Raw genomic sequence first — 17,794 nt, 5'->3', positions numbered from 1 at the left:
AAATCCTTTTAATGACGACAATCGGCAGCAATCTGTAATACACCCGAGTTTTGTGATAATGCAGATAAATCAGTTTTTACATAACATTGCTGTCCTTTCTCTTTACCCCATGTCACCTTTATTTCGGCTTTTTCTGGCACACCACTGAGATAAAGCTCACCGTTATCGCCAACAATTCCGCTGCTACTACTATCGGTTAATACGGCACTGGCACCGAAAGGGACGGGTTTACCGTTATAGCGCAATGTCACCAATACACGGTATCCCTGACGGACACGAAAATCGGCAGATATCACCGCGCCACGGGTTGGCACAACATTTTGTACGGCGTTATCGATATCAACATTGTCAGCCAGCGCTTCAGTATTCAACGTAATACGGTTATGGGCATAAGGTTCCACCGAAGGAATAACGGCATAACCGCGCGAGTCTGTTTTGACTCCACGATGATTTAGAATTTCTGTCTCTGCCGTTCCGACGGCGTTGACCAATACAACAGTTTCACCCAGTGGCTGGGATAAAGTAATACCGTTTTGATGAGCCACGATACCACCAGATAATCCGTAATTTAGTAAACGACTGTTACTGCTGTAGCTATAATCTATATTCCCTCGGCCAGATGAGTAGATATATCCTAATGAAGCGCCAGCACTTGAACTTGTCTGATTATTACCTTCGCTCCCTGTAATACCATATGACAAAGAAGCGTCTTTAAGCGCGGTGCCATTAATAGCAATCTGCTCGCTTCTCTGCCGACGGTTATTCATAGTGACGCTGTAGGTTGCCCACCCACCCGGTAGCCATTTATCCAATGGGATAGAAACATTAAAAGATGCCTGCTTATTATTAAATTGAACAGATTCAGCATTGTCGCTATAAGCAATATTTAATCCATAACTAACTCTGGCATAATTAATGTTATAACCGGCAGATAATGATTGGTTGATACCCTGCATTCCCCAGTAATCTTGCTGATAGGCAGATAAATACAAACTACCAAAATCTCCCATGCCTTGACTTAAGGTAAGCTGCACGCGGCTACGCTTATTTTGGCCACGGCTGGAGTCTTTTTTTTCTGTCCATTCATTTGCCTCAGCAAATGAATAATAGCCAGAAGTAGAATAGCGATACCCAGCCAGTGTCAGTGATGTCCCTGTTGCCTCAATGCTTTTGGCATATTGGATACGGTAGGATTGCCCTTGTTTATGTATATTATGACGAAGCTGAGTGTCTGCGAGTGTCGTATCCAGTGAGAACGCGCCAAAAGCACCCAATCCAAGGCCGATACCCCCATTTAAGGCTTTGTAGTTATCTGCAATCTGCGTGCCAGATAACAGACTTAGCCGATTTGAGAAACCATAAATAAACGACGCTTCGCTAAAATAAGGCTTATTCACCTCAGCTTTCGCATGGCGATAACGCCCGAACGTAAACTGATACTTTAATTGCCCTTCTCGCTGCATCATTGGCACCGACGAGAATGGTTGTACAAACTTACGTTGCTGACCGTTCTTTTCTGTAATCGTCACATCAAGATCACCCGAACCTGAGGTGGAATAGAGATCTGTAATAACAAATGGCCCAGGAGAAACGTAGCTTTCGTAAATAATATAATTATTTTGGCGAATGGTAACCCGCGCATTACTCTGGGCAATACCACGAATAATGGGTGCAAAACCACGCTGACTGCCTGGCAGCATTAAACTGTCAGAGGCAATAGAGGCACCAGTAAACTGTATACTTTCAAATATATTGCCAGCAGTAAAAGTCTCACCAATCGTCATCTGGCTTTTTAACTGTTGAATGTCTCGTTGGATATAGCTACCTAAGGTAGATAGATTACTTTTATTTGCTTTGTCACCCGAGTCGTAGTTATAGACAGATTGATTACGCAACCGCCAAGGGCCAATATTTACTCCACTGCGTAAATTTAAAAAATAACTTTGGCTATTTTTAATATCATTATGATTATCAGAGCCGCTAAAATCATAGCTCATCAACAATGCTGATTGCCCCTGTTGCCATAAATGAGGTGAAACCGCATCTCTGGCTTGATAATCCAAGGCTGCCTGCGGAATGCTAACGTCTAACCGCTGACTATAAAAATCGAACGTCGTCGATGCTTGTGGTATGTATTCTCTGATATCATTAATAATATCTTCAGCAGATAGTTCTGTCAGCGCCGGGAAATCAGAGAAGTTTACACCCAAGTTTTTTAAATCACCCACGGTTAACTGTGGTGATAGAGTGTTATTTTGTAGTTGAATAAAGTTAATCGTTATGACTTCTCTCTCTTTGCCATTAAGCATAATCATAACCGGATATTTTCCGGGTAACTGCCCACCAGAGATGGAGAACACACTTAAATCAACAACTGGTTGTTCAGCGTTATTTAATTCTAATGCTGACACCCGAAAATGCTCTTGTGCGTAAATAGGTAGTGAAAACAATATGAAGAAGCAAAGAGAAAATACCAAAATGAAGTCATATTGAAATGATTGTTCACCATCTTGCTTTGTATTAAACATAACTCTCTCAGCCTCCTGCTGATCTTGCATATTCCTGTTAAAGCAGATCCTTTGTTATCTCCGCACTAATGCCACCATAGCTATTAATACTATTCCAACTGATTAATCCTGGCTGTCTGGATGGTAAGAGATAATACATGGTTTCTTTTGGCGCAATCATATCTACATTGGGAATCACCTTACCGGCCACTTTTAACTGCCCAATCGTCACGTAGTAATTACTGGGATTGTTAATCGCTAGTTGATTGCCTCTTTGGCTGAAGATAAGGGATTTATAAGCCTCCTCAGCATTGCCTTTAATACCTTCCGGGCGGTAAAACAGCTTAATCCGCGTTTTTACTGCTATCACTAAAGTATTTTGTTCACTTTCGTTAACCGAAGGTATCGACTTCACATTTAGGTAAAAAACTGATTCACGATCTGTAGATAAACGACCGCCAGTACGTGTGATACGTAGCGTATTTTCTTTTTCTGCATCTAACCTGAATAGGGGTGGCGTCACGATAAAGGGCGGTTTTTCACCTTTTATATTGCTATTGATAAATGACTGAATTAGATAAGGCCTATTTTCACCAGAATTTGTTACTGATATAGATGTTTCTTTCTTTTCTCCATTATAAATAACGCGAGTGCCGCCAACGACAACGACTGCCATAGAATTTGTCAACCATAAAGATAAAATGAAAAAGCAAAGGATATGCCTCATTTTTAATATGCCCTGTATATATATAACAAGTTTTTTATAATAAGTTCGTTCTTACATGAAAAATGTACTGAGTAAAAGATAAGAACGAACCATTAATTATATTATGCTGGCGTTATTTATACTCAATCTCAAAATTAACGCTCGCATTGGCTGGGCCAGCTGCCTTAGTGGCGCCGTTAGAGACGTATGCAGCTTGTAGTGGGATAGTCATATCTTTAGTGGCGATAGCAAGACCTAAATTATGCGAAACATCATTGATTTTTATTAAATCATTTGTCGCACTATAAATACCAATACCAACGCCGGTAGCACCAGAATCATCTAATTTAATAATATCAGGAACGTCAGAATCAGCCGTGCCTGTAAGTTTAATCGACAATGCAAGTTTATCTGCTGCAACAACGGGGCAATCTTTTAGTTTTATTTCAAAGCCAATTCTTGAGCCAACTACAGCGCTCTTAGTTCCAATATCGGCTTTGGAGTAATTCCCCATTTTTACTGGCCCGACAGTTCCATCCAAAGCGCAAGATGCTTCATATATTTCACCAGTAAATTTCACTGTACCTGTAACTGCATAAGAGGCGCTGCTTGAGAACATAAATGCCGAGGTTAATAGAGGAAAAACTAAATACTTTTTCATTGACTGCTCCTTGATAAATAAAATGCATATCCATGTGCTATCCGTAAAGTGGAACAAACACCGAACATTCGATAATAAAAACAGAAATCCCGTATAGAGATTATCCCTATACTTACATAGCTTGCTAACTAGCAACAAAACTATAAACAACAAAAACAGAAAAAGTGAACACTTACGTGCTCAACGGCTTTCATAAATACACTGATAAAATAAGGTTATTCCTCAGTTAATCTTCCTTGATTAAATTTTCACGTCTATATTCCTAAGGCGAAAGAAGCATACTGCATTTACCGACTCAGGTCAAACCATGCACTATTCGCATGTATTAGTTAAATCTAAAACAGTAAAAATTACTTATAACAATAGGTTACACGATCAAAATAGTTTAAATTAACAAAAAAATGAAGATATCATGATAATTAATTTTATCTTTTTCACTCTGTTACTCTGCTTTATTTAGTTATTTATTCCCTCTAATTCAAAGTTAAGACTTGAGTCTCACAAATATCAAAATGGTGTCATGAGCGTGGCCGCTACATTAGCTTTTCTGTTTTTTATCTCGTTTTATACTCTGATTTCACGTCCCGCAAGACGCCCCTCCTCGCGCGAGGATGGCTGGAGTCGTTTTCTCTCAAAACAGGGCAACAGCATCAGAGAATAAACCAAACTTACCGACGGAATATGCTCGCTTGTATCATAGGTGCTAGCCACTACGAGAATACGTAACCAGGTAGTGGCTATTCCCATTTTGCCGCCAGAGCTGTAAATCCCGAACCCACAACATCAAAAACTCTGGGCTGCTGAACCCGTGGAATTATAAATACAGCGTTGAAGCCCACTCATTCAAAATAAATTTATAGAGAGTGCTAACGACTATTTTCGTGATGCACGTTCGGAAAAGCATAGATTCAGTGATATCGTTCAGGCTTGGAAGATAATCAAGGCATCACGGGGAGGTTATAATGTATGCGCCCTCATCAGACGTTGAACTATATTACACCGTAGGAATTTACCGCAACATGGCGGAATCCTAAAATTAGTAGTCAACAACCCAATATTACTCACTGAGCTTTGTATCTATTCTGGGGCGGGTCAGTTGCTGCATCCAATAAGATGGTTTGAGTAGTTTACATCAGCACATTTGATGGTCAATGTCTATATTTTAAAATTTCTTTTCTCTATTTTCCAGATCTGTGCTCTCTACCACACTCTCCTTACACAATAAAATACTTGCGAGCCAAAAAATCATTTAACTTATACATTCTATAATGCCATTCAAATCGAACCTGACTGGATTGAATTTCACCTAAAAAACAGATATTTGATATGAGATTATTCTTAGTGATATTCATTATCATTTATGTTACTTGTAACATCTAGTATTAAGACAAGATGTGTTCACATTATTTTTAAGTAGAAACGCCTAAATATTCATTTTTTTTATTAATAAAAGCATACACTTACACTCTAAATGTTACATATAAAATTGGATTTTATAGCCAAGATTTAGGGTGGTAAGATCAACGATACACTAAAAAAACAGATCAAGATCAATAATTTGGTTAAAAATTTATTGGCATAAATTTAAGATAAGTCTAGTATTATCATACATTAATGAAAAATGACCTACCATGAAGAGTATGATACCAAGCAAGTCAGATTCCCATGATGATTGCATGGCCTTACAGAAAACATCCTGACACAGTGACTACAAAGTCTGTTTTTGCTATTTGTGCGGTGTGTTAATTTATTTTTCATTAGACTGAAACTCTTTTTGTTTCTTATTAAAATAAATGGCCTAAGAAACGAACACTGTTGCTATCTCAATGGTATGTTCCATAAGTAATAGCTTATGGCGATATGGCCATTCGCCTTGAACGTGTGTTATTTGAAGCGTGGAAAGTGATTTATTTTTTGTTCTATTTTTGACATGAGATACTTTAAAGAACAATCAATATGTTTAAATAAAGTCTATTTATCATAATGTAAGCTCTACTGTATTAAGGACAGAACAGTGAATTTCAATCCCACCATAGAGGAGTGAATATATGGCGTAATGCTACCTGTATCATGCATCCGTACAATGTAAAGATAAGTTCATTACTGGCCTAAACTGATGGTTAGGGATGACTTATCAATATTATTTTATTTAGTGTTAATCCCATTCAATACTCTATGGGTGTATTTACTGTGCCTATTTTTCAATCAATAGATACTAATTACTCTGGGAAATTAAATATGAAAAAGATCCAACTACTTGTCCTTAGCGCCAGCCTTTTTACATTTAGCACCCTCAATAGTGCTAATGCGGCACCCACAGGTTCGGTCGAATTTACGGGGTCGATTGTTGATACCCTTTGTAGCATTGTCGGTGGTGGTGATACCGTCAATGTAGCACTCGGTATGTACCCATTAGATAGCTTGAAAACAACTAGCGCACAGACTACCCCTAAAGATGTTGTTCTGAACCTGGAAAACTGCCCGGCTTCAACCGCAACCGTCACATTCAGCGGCACCGCGAGTACAAACCCGAATTTACTCGCCATTACTGTTGATGGTGGCGATGAGGCAACAAACGTTGCTGTTGCTCTGTTTGAGGAGAACGGCACTACAACTGTTCCTTTAAATCAAGCATCTTTAACAAAAACGTTGGTCGATGGGACGAATACATGGACGTTTAAAGCTGCTTATCAAGCACTTACCGCGGGTGTTACGGCAGGCAGTGCTAACGCCACTGCAACTTTCGAAATCGCTTATAACTAAGTTATTACCCTGCTGGGAATGGATGCCCAGTGTCCCATATACGTGTGTGGATAATTAGACCACTTATTTATTAGCGAGGAGAACGTGATGCTTAAGATAGGCATGATTGCTGTACAAATTATATCTTTAATGTTCATTTCAAATGCAGCTTATGCTGGCGTCATTATTACGGGTTCCCGCCTCATTTATGATAGCTCAAAAAAAGAAGCGTCCGTCGCCGTAAGGAACCCCGATGAGGGTACTCCTTATCTTATTCAGTCATGGGTCGATAATTATTCCAGTAATAATACGCAAAAAACGCCATTTATTGTAACCCCACCCCTGTTTCGACTTGATGGGAAACAAGAGAATATTCTGCGTATTATGCTCACCGGTGGCGCATTACCTAATGATAAAGAATCGATATTTTGGGTTAATATAAAAGCTATTCCCGCCACACAAAGAAATGCAGTAAACCTTCTATTAACTCCAAGATGAAGTTAATTTATCGCCCTCAGAATTTGTTTAAGGGAGCCAATGAAGCCTATAAGAAAGTCACGTTTTCCCGTGTTAATAATCAGCTACAAATCACTAACCCCACACCTTACTATATTTCATTTTCACGTATCTATATTAATAATCAGCCGATTAAAGAGAGTGTCATGGTGTCGCCTTTTGATAAGAAAGTGTTGAGCCAACCCATTGGGGCATCAGCGCAGATCAGTTGGGGAACCATCAATGACTACGGTGGCATCACACCACGGCAGAACGTGGTTTTATAGCCCGCATCGGTTCTATTTTTTTAAATTTTATCCCTTCAAGATAATGCAGAAGGTTAGGGAAAAACATGCTCAATCTTGTCTCTGTATACTCGACGCCTACCTGTTCTAAAGCGACTTATCCTGCGTATCGGTATTCATGGCTGGCTATTTGCATCAGTACTCAGGTCACCCTGGGGGCAATGTTCTATCCAATATTTGTCAATGCAGAAGACTATTTCAACCCGGCATCGCTTGAGATGAGGGGGAGAGCAGACAAACTGACTGACCTGAGCCAATTTTCTCAAGTAGGAGGGCAGTCTCCGGGTACCTACTGGGTTGATATTTATTTAGGCGATCGCCGCATTAGCTCGCAGAAGGTGAATTTTGTCGATATCAATGGCAAGCTACAACCGGAGTTAACGCCCCGTCAACTCGGTGATATAGGCGTGAAAATTGATGCATTTCCCGCGTTAAAAGCATTACCACCCGATACGCCATTAACAGATTTAGGGCTGTATATACCCCAGGCCAGCAGCCGTCTTGATTTTAATCAGCAGAGATTGAATCTCAGCATTCCTCAGGCTGCATTGGACAATCGTGCGCGCGGGTACGTTAGCCCCGAGTTGTGGGATTCAGGGCTGACTGCATTGTTGATGGATTATAATTTCAGTGGTTCGAATACCCTCAGCAATAATCAGTCCGCAGCTAACAATAGTTATTACCTGAATTTGCGCAGCGGGCTGAATATGGGGGCATGGCGATTACGTAACTATTCCGCTTATTCTGACAGTAGCAGCGGTGGGCAAAATTGGGACAGTATTAATACTTATGCCCAACGTGATATCCAATCTCTCCGCGGGCAACTGGTGCTTGGGGAAACTGCATCCCCCGGTGATATCTTCGACAGTGTGCAATTCTTAGGTGCTCAGTTGCTTTCCGATGACAATATGCTGCCTGACAGTTTAAGAGGCTTTGCGCCAGTTATTCGTGGCATTGCACAGTCGAACGCTCAGATTACTATCCGTCAGAATAACTCCATTATTTATCAGAGCTATGTCGCCCCTGGCGCATTTGAAATCACTGATCTTTACCCGACCGCAGCCAGTGGTAATCTGGACGTCACTATCCGGGAGGCAGACGGTAGTGAACGGAGCTTTACCCAGCCTTTTTCGTCCGTGCCCATTATGCTCCGCGAAGGGCAAATGAAATATGCGGCCACGGCCGGGCAATATCGGTCTTCAAATAATAATAGCCAAACGCCTAATTTTGGTCAGGCCACACTGATTTATGGCCTGCCCTATGCCACAACCGTTTATGGTGGATCACTGATTGCAGAAAACTATACCGCAATAGCAGTGGGCCTCGGTTATGGCTTTAATGACTGGGGGTCAATTTCTCTCGATGGTATTCAGGCCAATACAGAATTACCGGATACGACAACTCATTCAGGGCAATCTTATCGATTCCGTTATTCAAAAGATATTGCCGTAACGAGCACCTCATTTAGCCTGGCTGGATACCGCTACTCCACAGAGGGTTATTATGATTTTCAAGAAGTGAATGAGTGGAGCAATGTCGACACCACTAATGGTATGTCGAATTATAATAAGCGCAGCAAAATACAGGCCAATATCAGCCAATCAATGGGAGATTTCGGATCGCTTAATTTCTCTGGTTATCAACAAGACTACTGGCGAAAAGAGGGTTATGAACGTAGTATTATGGCTGGATATAATCTGAGCTACAAAAGTATCAATTATAGTTTCAGTTACAGCTATACCCAAAATCCGGGAAGCGATATTGCGGCAAACCAACAGTTCGCTTTTGGCGTGCATATTCCACTCAGCCGATGGCTGCCTAATAGCTGGGCGACTTATAGTATTAATACGACTAAAGGTGGAAGTACGGCACAGCAAGCTGGGCTGAGTGGAACGGCGTTAGCTGATAATAATCTGAGCTACGGCATTTCACAGGGATACAGTAATCGGGGAGGGGGCAGCAGCGGGAATGCCAATCTGAGTTATAAAGGAACCTATGGTGAAGTGAGAACAGGTTATAACTATAGCAATGATTCTCATCAGCTTAATTATGGTCTGAATGGCGGCATTGCGGCCCATCCTTACGGTGTAACTTTCTCACAACAATTTGGCGATACCGCAGCATTAGTTCGAGCCCCAGGAGCAAAAGGTCTGCGGGTAGAAAATAATACCGGCGTTTATACCGACTGGCGGGGATATACCGTGGTGTCTTCTGTCAGTACCTACCGCAATAATCGTATTGCACTGGATACCCAATCGATGGCCGATGATGTCGATATCGATCTGGCGGTTCAGAACGTAGTCCCGACACAAGGGGCACTTGTACTGGCTGATTTTAAAACCCGTGTTGGTAGCCGTGTATTAATCAATCTCCAATACCGGAATAAACCCGTGCCCTTTGGCGCAATCGTCACCCAAAGCGATGTTGCAGCAACCGCACAGCCCAACACCAGTATCGTTGGGGACGAAGGTCAGGTTTATATGAGTGGCATCCCCGATAATGTGCATTTAGAGGTGAAATGGGGGGACGATACTTCGCAACGCTGTCAGGTGAGTTTTACATTACCTGAGGTTATTAATTCACCTTCTATTCGCCACATAGATGCAATTTGTCAGTGAATATTGCTCATAATTATTTGAAGGAAATATATCGATGAATAGCAAAGCTCCTACACATCGTAACTATTTATTAAAAATGGGATTGTTAGTGCTGTTTTTATTCTCCGTTCAGGGGAGGACAGCATGTCTATTTATAGGAGGAGGGGATCGTTCAACGGAAGCGTCCTGGAATCCCGGAAATATCGATACCGCAGGTAAAAACGTCGGTGACCTGCTTGCTGATAGTGGCTCAAGAAATTTAAGTTGGCCTGTTAATTTCACCTGTTCTGCGACATGGAGTCGAACGTGGCAGACGTTGATCTTTATAACACCCTCATCGCTGGCACCACCCGATCTAAACTCCGTTATGATGGATACGAATATTCCAGGGGTGGGTGTACAAGTGACTACGCTCAGAGGCGACAGGACGACAGTCTTCCCCCCGTCTCCTTTTACAAATAGTAATTTAGTCCCCAACGTACAGTATGGCGCTGCACCCAACGGTATTTATGTACAAGTCAAATTGTATAAGACGTCTGACAGTGTGGGGTCAGGAGCATTGACGACAGGGCTAATATACGACGAATCTATTCGTGACACTCAAATGGGTATATCAATCACACGGTTCAAATTAACGGGCGGAACCATCATAAACTCGGGTTGCTCGGTGGCAACCCCCTCCGTTGATGTGAACTTAGGGATGATTCCTAAAAATATATTTACACATATTGGTAGTACATCAGAGGCTAAAAGTTTCAAGATTGACCTGACTAATTGCTCGATTAATACTAACGTTAATATCACTTTTGATGGTGTGTCATCAGGAACAGCGGATATCCTTGCATTAACGCCAGGTGGAGCTACCGGCGTGGGCGTCCAGCTATTGGATAATTCAAATAACATCATTCCACTTAATGCTCCCTTTTTTGTCGTGAACACAACAGAAGCAACTTATTCCATTCCTTTAAAAGCGCGTTATTATCAAACTGAGGGAGCAGTAGGGACCGGTATTGCAAACAGTACAGCAAACTTCACCATGACATATAATTAAATCCGCGAAAATAACGCAGCTAATTTATGTCAGGCGATTGTTATAGATTGATGGGGCTGTTCACAGTGAATTGCCCCACACTTATTAATTACACTGCGCTTCATAATTCAATATATAGCTAAAGCTCTCTGGTTAAAATACGTCCAGCGGGAGTGAATACAATATCACCTCTATGCCGGTGGCCAAATTCAGTATTCCACTTCACTATCTGCCTAATACGTTAAACTCATGATAAATCCAAGTATATAAATCAGCATTATTAGTGATGTTAAGTTTATTCATTACCGATCTTTTTTGAAAACTCACTGTTTTCACACTTTTGTTCAAAGCTTTGGCAATCTGAATCATACTATATCCTTCTGATATCAATGAAATAACTCTATTCTCGACTACAGACAGGGGATTTAGGTTCTTTTTTTGATAGGAGACGGAGCCCGTGATGACTCTAAAAAAAAGAAAACCAAGCACAACGTTTGACTTACATATGATAGTATTCACTTTATCATCACGATAAATATAATTATTATTTCCCTGAAAGGCATCAGACACATATTCACTGCTATTCACTATTTTAAGTGCATCACTACTGAACTTGACATTACCTTTACCATCAGGAATATAGAACGCCAACACATCCAATCCATTATGGTCCCTTACAATATTAACTTGTATTGAATAACATTCAAAACTAGTTTCTAAAATAACCTTAAGCCCCTCAGCAAATATATTATTATTATCAGATATTGTAGCAATAATCATAAGGCACCTCATAAAGTTAATATAGCTATAAACATATAAATCAATAAGCCACATGACAAATTTCACTTAACATCAATTGGACAAAATAGCGTATCATGCTCTATTAATAATTGGCTACCATCTGGAACCGTAATTTCTGCTCAATGGATTACCCATTTTAGGCTGCATCCCCATTATCAATGTTAACCAGACTGGATTGATCCCTTATCACTGTTCCTGAAGTCTGTTGCAGACAAGTTTGGATATGGTGTTTCAGTATGTTCTTCCTCTGTTTTAATATACCTTGACGAACCAACACATTTATTTAAACTCGTTGATAAAGATTGTTTTCACTCTCATTTTATTAATACGGCTAACAAAGTGTCCAATCTCATCGATTTATTAAACAGCTATTTAGAAACGCCAATTTAGCCCCAGTGAACCTTGTGTTGTATGACCACCATGACTAATCCCATCACGATAGCTAGCCTGTACATAAGCACTCACAGTACGACTTAACTCAAGTGATGTGCCACCACCTAATTCCAATGTGGTGTGATTGAAGTTGTTTTGCAACGTGGTTTCATGGGTTTCCGTCATATAAGCAGTCTGAATATTTCCACCTGTTTGACCCCACGCATTTACTTTAAGGTAAGGTGTCCATTGTACAGTACCAAGAGTCACATCATGCCAAACACCTCTTAAACCGATACGGCCGGTTGTTTGATCACTGATAATGCTGCTTACTGAGGTCTCTGCTAATTCGATATCATCGAATTGCATATTTTGATAAATGACTTGAATTTGTGGCTCGATAAAAAATGTTTTATTGGCAGAGAATGGAAAACCAATTTCTAAAGACGCTGTAATACCTTGTCCATTGACATTAATACGGTTTGCTCTATTCCCTACAGACCACCCATATTGTAATACGGTATCAGTGTAAAGCCCATTTGACTCTGTGCGCGTAAAGTAGCCCGCTATGCTATAGGCATCACTACTTACCGAACCTGCGTCAATATTCATTCCACCATCAATAAAACCTTTTACATCGGCGTTACCATGCGCCATAGACGTATAAACACCGACAATGTTATCAGCATCATCATCCGTTTTTCTGTTCCACAGGTCCGTACCTAATTCCAGCCCACTAATATGTGCTTGGAATGCCGGTGTACTGCCCCCTTCATTACTGTTGCGTTGATTATCCTGCCCAATAAAACGCATCCAAATCGCTTGGCCCACTCCAATTTCAGTATCATTACCGCGATGTACATCACCACGACGATCGTTCAATGTACTGACCATGCTTTGCCATATTTGTCCGACTAAATCAATAGATGAGGGGAGCAGAGCTGTTTCTGGTCGATATGAATATGTACTCGTGAGATACCAATTTTCGCCCCGTTGTTGTGCATCACCCGCGGTTAATTTGTAAGAGTACACTCCGGCATAAACAGGCGCGATAAGTTTAAAACTATCTTTGCTGCTTTGAACTGTGGTGTTTGCGCCATTAATACCCTCGACAACCAGAATGCCATTTCCCGTAGTTTGTCCCCCTAATCCGCCTGCATTATGTACAGCTATATAGGTTTGCCCCGTTACATTCCCACCATTAATGATGAGTTTATCGCTAATAGACTGCCCGTTATTCAACGTAGCGAACAACTCTACAACTCCGTTTTGTCCCTCCCAGCTAGCCGCTTCCAAAGATCTCCCTTGCGTTAAATGACTCACGGGAGAGAAATAGATATTACCCGCTAACATCATCTTATTAACTATAGAGTCCCCAGTCATATTCCAGTGACTACGGCTATCAATACTCACATCGATTGGATCGATAATACCCGTTAAACTTGCACCACGAACCAGGCTAAGTTGAGTATTTTGTAATCCGGTTATGTCACTGATCAACTGCCCCCCACCCTTAACACCATCCAGGACGAGCTGACCTTGTTTGATCAAAGTATTACCGGTATAGGCTGTATTACCTGAGAGCGTCAATATGCTATTTCCAACCTTGACTAAGCTGGCTGCGCTCACATCTATATTGCCATCGTAGCCTGTATCTTGGCTATTATTGACCGTTAAAGTTTTACCACCCAGTACCAGTTGGCTTCCAGGTACGCCCGATAAATTATTGACTGTGGTATCAGTACCGTAAATACTGCTGACGTCGAAGAGGCTATATATGCTGGTTAGCGACAAATTGCTACTGGTCGATATATTTCCAGCCCCCTTCAATGCCAGTTCTCCACCAGTAATTGTTGTTGAACCGGTATAGGTGTTCTTTGCTGATAAGACTAACAAACCGCTGCCACTTTTAATAAGCTCTTGCCCTGACCATGTATTACTCGCAGGTTGATTAGCTAAAACTAAATCTACATTAAAAGCAGAGCCTTCGGCCAGACTGAAGCTACCTCTCCGATTGGTGGGATTAGTCTCTGTCCAGGCCATTTCGAAACCCAAGTTATAATCTAATCCACTGTTCTCGACGAAACCACTGGTAATCAGGTAGTCAAGCCCGCTGTTTATAAATGAACCATCAATACTGTTTATATTAGTAAAATTACCGGTTATGCCGTTGGTAGTGTGAATGAAGTTGTAGTTTTGGTTGGTCACTGCACTGGCTAATATCGGCTCAGGAATGGCGTTGAATCCATTAATTGTTAGTTTGCCTTCGAGTGTTGCACTATTTGCAATAATATCAGGTGACGCGCCTATCCAAGCAACCAGGTTACTATTTGCAAGCTGCTTAAAAGCACCGCCAACCTGTAATATTGCAGGTTGTGCACCAATAACCGTTGTTGCACCACCCGCAGTAGTGAAATTCCCCGTAGCGGTGAAGGTGCCGTTTTGTTTAAAGGTAAGTGTCCCCTCATTAACAAATATATCACTCACAATGTGACCCGCACCGGACAAGATTTGGTTGAGGTTGCCGGTTTTAATTAGATTACCACTACCAGAGAAGCCACCTGCATAATCAGCATTATCAACCAAACTGCCATTATTACTTATATTATTTGCGCCGATAATCAACGTATTACGACCCAGTGCAATGCTACCATCACCGTCAATAGAGCCTACCGTGGCATTACCATTGAAGGCCGATATATCTAATACCCCTAAGGTATTCAGCTTGACGTGTGAGCCAGCAGCATTTGCATTGTCACTAAGTGAAATGATCCCGCCGGTGGCCCAGAGGCGAGTTCCTCCTGTATCTGTGTTTGTTCCTAAGGTAATCAAGCCTTCATTCTCTGCTTTAGCTCCCCACGAATCTAAGCCAGCGGTCATAGCCGTATTTAATGATGTATTAAGTAATGTTAAATGGCTGGCAATCCCTGAGGCATTTAATACAGCAGAACCACTACCGGAAATAGTCACATGCGGAAGGATATTGTTTATATTTTTATCTAGTGTCTTACTAGCCCGATTAGTCACGCTGATACCATGTGCATTAGCGCCTGTAGTGTTAATAGTCCCGCCATTAACACTTAATACAGTATCTTCACCGGAGGCCAGGATGGCGGAGGCACCGCTCCCCGTTGTATTAATCACTAAATCAGTATTACGCGCGAGCAGCGATGCACCGTCATAAACAGCTAAACCGAATGAATCATCACCAAAAATTGTAATTAGTGTCGAGCCTGTAATATCAATAATAGCCGAATGAGTAGCGATAATCCCAGAGCTGGATATGGACCCTTTATTGTTAATAACAGTGGTACCATTGAGATCAATACGGCTACTGTTATCCGCATGTACACCATCAACAGCAATACTGCTATAACCAATCCAAAGATTCGCCGATCCGGTTATTGCAACCCTGGATAAATCACCTTGCGCATAAATTGAATGGTCTTGATTACCACTATTAGCAATATTTACATCATTTAACAAGACTACCCCACCGCTGCTTACCTCTACACCTTTAGAAAAGGGAGACTCGATGCTAAGCAAGCCGCTGAAAGTAACGTTTCCTGAATTATATGCACTGACTGACGATAATGAATCAGATAACCCTAATGTTTTTATATTTGCGTTCACTAAACTAATACGGCTGTTAAGCCCTGTCGCCATTATGGCCGCTTCTCCACCCGTGCCATATGTAGTGACAGTAACTAAACTTTGTACATTATCGGTGGTTATTACTCCACCGCTATCAACGAACAGCCCATACTTAGCTTCATTTATACGAGAATTCCCCAAGCTAATGTTAGTTTGCAAACCATTAAGTTCTATGATTGATGCCTCGAAACTCGTTATTCCAGATATTTCTGGGTTTAGAGCGAATGGATCATTTATATCTATATCAAGGTTACCGTTGCTAATGACATGACTATTACCTTGAGCGTTTAATCCTCTACGTGAGCCTGTTAGGCTGTTTGTACCAAGTAGCGTTAACAGTGATGAGTTTCGCACTGATACATTCACCCCAGAGGTCGAATCGGTAGCACCATTAATAATCGCATCTGTTATTTCCCCTGTGCTATTGTCCAAAATAACTCCAATGGAATCAGTAAAGAACAACTGACTCCCCGTTAATTGTAACTGACTATCAATAACGTAGATTGCAGATTTTGATGAGGGGTTAAATGTGTCCGCAGCGGTATAAATACAGGTTTGACCGTTACTGCAAATTTGCGTTGTTGTATAATTTACCGCATATGCACTACTCTCAATTATTATTGACAATAACACTGCCAATAACAGCCCCCTTACCTGACTGATACATAAATATAACCATGTATTATTAGATGATTTCACCTCACGACTCAGGCGATTTTCTTTACCAAGCATAGAGTGATGACCGTGACTTGAGTCTAATGTATAGAGGTACTGATAATAAATATATTTTTTATTAAAAATAGCAAGAGATAATTTATCCATGTGCTTACATTCCCTATTTATCATTGCATTTCGACTCAAGGGTGATAGCTCTAATTATCTGAATATGTATATTCCTGCTCAGATAATTAGGACTGACAGAGCAAGGTATTCACTAAAATTTATCGGAGAAATCTCTAAAAATTTAAGCAATACTCTTACGCACCTTACATTCAAAGAGGTAGCATATGCCGACGATACGTGACATTCGCGAGAACTATTTGATGTATGTAAGTCCACTCCGTAAAGTGGGCATTCTAGAGTTATGCCTGACAGTATTGATGATATTCCTTAGTGTTGTGGCAAGACAGGGGGAATCAATACTATTAAAAGTCATCTGGAAAATATGTTCTTTATGCTCAAATTTTCTGGCCCTATAAATATAGGTTACTCCGGCTGTATAAGTAGCAGTGAAAGCATTCCTACCTCGATAAGTTATGAATATCGGAAGAGAGACCACCAAATAAACCAAGAGGATGGTCAATAATAACGGTGGACACGGGTAGCCGCCCAAAATGATTATAATAGATACGGAGAGAATATTTTTAGACATAACCTGACTTCCATGTTAAATATGTAAAATTAATAAATCCATTTTTAAACCAATGCGTAATAAGTTTAAACGACTAAGAGAAAGGCACATGGCATTGAATAAAACAGGATTATTTTAAATAATCATGATAATACCATCGCTCACTCTCATGATAAAATTACCAAGTATAAAAATGCGTTCTCACTTAAATAAAATATCGATTAAACACCCGCGAGATATAGTGTAGAAACATTGATTGTATAAGACAAAGCATCAAGATGTTACCAATTGTAAACATCCTACACATTATAAATATATTATTCGACTCGACAACTGAGAAATTTCTCATTAATAATACCGTAAGACATTGCGGTACAAGAGCGCCAACGAAATTCAATTAAAATAAGAACAAGAATATAAGAGATTATTAGAGAGAATATTCCTACAAATATTTTATAATAAATGTGACCCAGGTCAATTGCATTTCACCATGAGGTAGGTAGGAATCATAACTACTAAGTAGTTCAAGCATAAAATACTCAACAGGATCAGTGTGTATTCTTAATGAATTAT

Annotated in this window: 10 protein-coding genes; 5 read left to right on the top strand and 5 right to left on the bottom strand. The window is 40.7% G+C overall.

Annotated features, from left to right (window positions below):
- Positions 1-8 precede the first annotated feature (8 nt).
- The 3 genes from AT01_RS14145 to AT01_RS20280 form a co-directional block, all read right to left on the bottom strand.
- A complete protein-coding gene (locus tag AT01_RS14145; RefSeq protein ID WP_235427145.1) occupies positions 9-2,528 on the bottom strand; it encodes a fimbria/pilus outer membrane usher protein in 2,520 nt (839 codons plus the stop codon).
- A 37-nt stretch (positions 2,529-2,565) separates the two neighbouring features.
- Positions 2,566-3,183 (bottom strand): fimbrial biogenesis chaperone, encoded by a 618-nt coding sequence (locus tag AT01_RS14140; protein WP_082039617.1) that lies wholly within the window; start codon positions 3,181-3,183, stop codon positions 2,566-2,568.
- A gap of 163 nt (positions 3,184-3,346) precedes the next feature.
- A complete protein-coding gene (locus AT01_RS20280) occupies positions 3,347-3,874 on the bottom strand; it encodes a fimbrial protein (protein WP_052489977.1) in 528 nt (175 codons plus the stop codon).
- A 2,238-nt stretch (positions 3,875-6,112) separates the two neighbouring features.
- Here AT01_RS20280 and AT01_RS14130 point away from each other — a divergent pair.
- The 5 genes from AT01_RS14130 (at position 6,113) to AT01_RS20275 (ending at position 11,064) form a co-directional block, all read left to right on the top strand.
- Positions 6,113-6,637: a fimbrial protein gene (locus AT01_RS14130; RefSeq protein ID WP_042547582.1), complete on the top strand. Its 525-nt coding sequence runs from the start codon at positions 6,113-6,115 to the stop codon at positions 6,635-6,637.
- 87 nt (positions 6,638-6,724) lie between these two features.
- The gene (locus tag AT01_RS22315; protein WP_235427143.1) at positions 6,725-7,114 is read left to right on the top strand and encodes a fimbrial biogenesis chaperone; all 390 of its coding nucleotides are present in this window, start codon (positions 6,725-6,727) and stop codon (positions 7,112-7,114) included.
- Positions 7,111-7,398 carry a fimbrial biogenesis chaperone gene (locus AT01_RS22310; RefSeq protein WP_235427141.1) on the top strand — a complete coding sequence of 96 codons (288 nt, stop codon included), beginning with the start codon at positions 7,111-7,113 and terminating at the stop codon, positions 7,396-7,398. The genes AT01_RS22315 and AT01_RS22310 overlap by 4 nt, the downstream gene beginning before the upstream one ends.
- A 179-nt stretch (positions 7,399-7,577) precedes the next feature.
- Positions 7,578-10,034 carry a fimbria/pilus outer membrane usher protein gene (locus AT01_RS14120; protein WP_042547581.1) on the top strand — a complete coding sequence of 819 codons (2,457 nt, stop codon included), beginning with the start codon at positions 7,578-7,580 and terminating at the stop codon, positions 10,032-10,034.
- A gap of 34 nt (positions 10,035-10,068) precedes the next feature.
- Complete coding sequence (locus AT01_RS20275; RefSeq protein ID WP_052489976.1) at positions 10,069-11,064, top strand: fimbrial protein; 996 nt, start codon at positions 10,069-10,071, stop codon at positions 11,062-11,064.
- 204 nt (positions 11,065-11,268) lie between these two features.
- On the opposite strand, the gene AT01_RS20270 is transcribed toward AT01_RS20275, so the two are convergent.
- Positions 11,269-11,823 (bottom strand): helix-turn-helix domain-containing protein, encoded by a 555-nt coding sequence (locus AT01_RS20270; protein WP_049604251.1) that lies wholly within the window; start codon positions 11,821-11,823, stop codon positions 11,269-11,271.
- 393 nt (positions 11,824-12,216) lie between these two features.
- Positions 12,217-16,692: an autotransporter outer membrane beta-barrel domain-containing protein gene (locus AT01_RS14105; RefSeq protein WP_042547580.1), complete on the bottom strand. Its 4,476-nt coding sequence runs from the start codon at positions 16,690-16,692 to the stop codon at positions 12,217-12,219.
- Positions 16,693-17,794 lie beyond the last annotated feature (1,102 nt).

It is taken from the genome of Yersinia aldovae 670-83 (assembly GCF_000834395.1).
GTDB classification, from domain to species: Bacteria; Pseudomonadota; Gammaproteobacteria; order Enterobacterales; family Enterobacteriaceae; genus Yersinia; species Yersinia aldovae.
The sequence above is the reverse complement of the archived record's forward strand: the minus strand, read 5'-3'. Positions and strand labels throughout refer to the sequence as shown.

What these genes read in the sequence shown, in the direction of transcription:
- AT01_RS14145 (WP_235427145.1), bottom strand. Translation starts at nt 2,528, where the DNA reads ATGTTTAATACAAAGCAAGATGGTGAACAATCATTTCAATATGACTTC.
- AT01_RS14140 (WP_082039617.1), bottom strand. Translation starts at nt 3,183, where the DNA reads ATGGCAGTCGTTGTCGTTGGCGGCACTCGCGTTATTTATAATGGAGAA.
- AT01_RS20280 (WP_052489977.1), bottom strand. Translation starts at nt 3,874, where the DNA reads ATGAAAAAGTATTTAGTTTTTCCTCTATTAACCTCGGCATTTATGTTC.
- AT01_RS14130 (WP_042547582.1), top strand. Translation starts at nt 6,113, where the DNA reads ATGAAAAAGATCCAACTACTTGTCCTTAGCGCCAGCCTTTTTACATTT.
- AT01_RS22315 (WP_235427143.1), top strand. Translation starts at nt 6,725, where the DNA reads ATGCTTAAGATAGGCATGATTGCTGTACAAATTATATCTTTAATGTTC.
- AT01_RS22310 (WP_235427141.1), top strand. Translation starts at nt 7,111, where the DNA reads ATGAAGTTAATTTATCGCCCTCAGAATTTGTTTAAGGGAGCCAATGAA.
- AT01_RS14120 (WP_042547581.1), top strand. Translation starts at nt 7,578, where the DNA reads ATGTTCTATCCAATATTTGTCAATGCAGAAGACTATTTCAACCCGGCA.
- AT01_RS20275 (WP_052489976.1), top strand. Translation starts at nt 10,069, where the DNA reads ATGAATAGCAAAGCTCCTACACATCGTAACTATTTATTAAAAATGGGA.
- AT01_RS20270 (WP_049604251.1), bottom strand. Translation starts at nt 11,823, where the DNA reads ATGATTATTGCTACAATATCTGATAATAATAATATATTTGCTGAGGGG.
- AT01_RS14105 (WP_042547580.1), bottom strand. Translation starts at nt 16,692, where the DNA reads ATGGATAAATTATCTCTTGCTATTTTTAATAAAAAATATATTTATTAT.